Origin of the sequence: Paraburkholderia sp. BR10937, assembly GCF_040965695.1 — a bacterium.
Classification (GTDB): Bacteria; Pseudomonadota; Gammaproteobacteria; order Burkholderiales; family Burkholderiaceae; genus Paraburkholderia.
Genome location: NZ_JBFRCL010000137.1, coordinates 1 through 1,383, shown reverse-complemented (window position 1 = coordinate 1,383; position 1,383 = coordinate 1). Strand labels below are relative to the sequence as shown.

Genomic DNA, 1,383 nt, shown 5'->3' with positions numbered 1-1,383 from the left:
TCGCGAGGCTGATGACGTAGTTGCCGTGGTTCTTGAAGTTGTCGGGCAGTGCCCAGTTCGGCACAGCCTTAGCCCCCGTTTCGGAAAGAAAAAGGAACTTGTCCTCGGTCACCGGCACGTTCAGCGGTGCGCCTTGCTCCTTCCAGTCCGGAATCAGCTCGTTCAGGGCACGCGGATCCATGACCGCGCCCGAGAGGATATGCGCCCCGATTTCCGAGCCTTTCTCCAGCACGCAGACGCCGATTTCAGCGCCTTTTTCCGCGGCCAGCTGCTTCAGGCGGATCGCGGCAGACAGCCCGGCGGGACCGCCACCGACGATCACCACGTCATATTCCATCGACTCGCGTGGGCCGTATTGCGCAACAAGCGCGTCCAGCTGATTCTTCATTGGCGTTGTCCTTCCTCTTCGGACGGGACAGCTTCAATCGCAATCGACGCTAGTTGCGCTCCCGGCCCGGAGGGGCGCAGCGCAAGTTCCTCAGGTCGCCCGCTGATCCACAACGCGTTGAGCGGCGGCAGCGTCACCCCGCGCAACAACGCGCTGTCCACGTTCCATTGTCCCGCGAGACTCACCAGAAGATGCGTGGGAGCAGGCGTCACGCGCAGCGAATGTGCCGCTACGCTCACGCGCGCGCGAAATGCACCGCGCTTGCACATCACATTGAGAACGTTCACAGGCCGTGCGGGCAGGTTCACCCACACGTGCAGGTCGCCGGAGAAGTGCACCGGCTGGCCGGCGCGCGCCAGCAACTGTCCGTCCTGCGAATGCAGGTCGATTGCACCATCGTCGATGGGCACCAGCGTGCGGTCGTAGCCAGCGAACTGCGAAAATTTCGCTGGCCCATCGAGCGTCGCGATGCTCACGCGCCACGGCGCGGCACCTTGCTGTTCCGGGCCGCGCGCCAGCGTGCGCGTCGTGCCGCCGCCATTGGCCCACGGTTCGGGAGGCAGGCGCGTGCCGTCGATGAAACGCACGGCGCGGGCCTCGGCTGCGTCAGCGGAATTAGCGGGCAGGCGCGCGTTCATGGGCGTTGCCCCGCGTCCTGCACGCGCGCCTCGATTGCGCCGACCACGTCGAACAGATCGCCGACGAGCCCCACGTCGGCCACCGAGAAGATCGGCGCATCCGGGTCCTTGTTCACGGCGACGATGAACTTCGAGTCCTTCATGCCGGCGAGGTGCTGGATCGCGCCCGAGATGCCGAACGCCACATACACGTCGGGCGCGACGCTGCGACCGGTCTGGCCGACCTGCGCGGCGTTCGGCGCGTAGCCGGCATCGACGGCGGCGCGCGAGGCGCCGAGTGCGGCGCCCAGCGTGTCGGCAAGCCGTCCGAGGCGCGCCATGTTCTCCTGTGAGGCGAGGCCGCGGCCGCCTGCAATC

3 protein-coding genes are annotated in these 1,383 nt (G+C 66.8%); all 3 read right to left on the bottom strand.

Translation table 11 applies throughout. The annotated features are described in order from the left end of the window. A partial coding sequence (locus AB4Y44_RS42295) for an NAD(P)/FAD-dependent oxidoreductase (protein ID WP_368702803.1) occupies window positions 1–388 on the bottom strand: 388 nt, incomplete at its 3' end. Continuing rightward, complete coding sequence (locus AB4Y44_RS42290; protein WP_368702802.1) at window positions 385–1,026, bottom strand: HutD family protein; 642 nt, start codon at window positions 1,024–1,026, stop codon at window positions 385–387. The genes AB4Y44_RS42295 and AB4Y44_RS42290, both read right to left, overlap by 4 nt. Then, a partial coding sequence (locus tag AB4Y44_RS42285) for an electron transfer flavoprotein subunit alpha/FixB family protein (protein ID WP_368702801.1) occupies window positions 1,023–1,383 on the bottom strand: 361 nt, incomplete at its 5' end. The genes AB4Y44_RS42285 and AB4Y44_RS42290, both read right to left, overlap by 4 nt.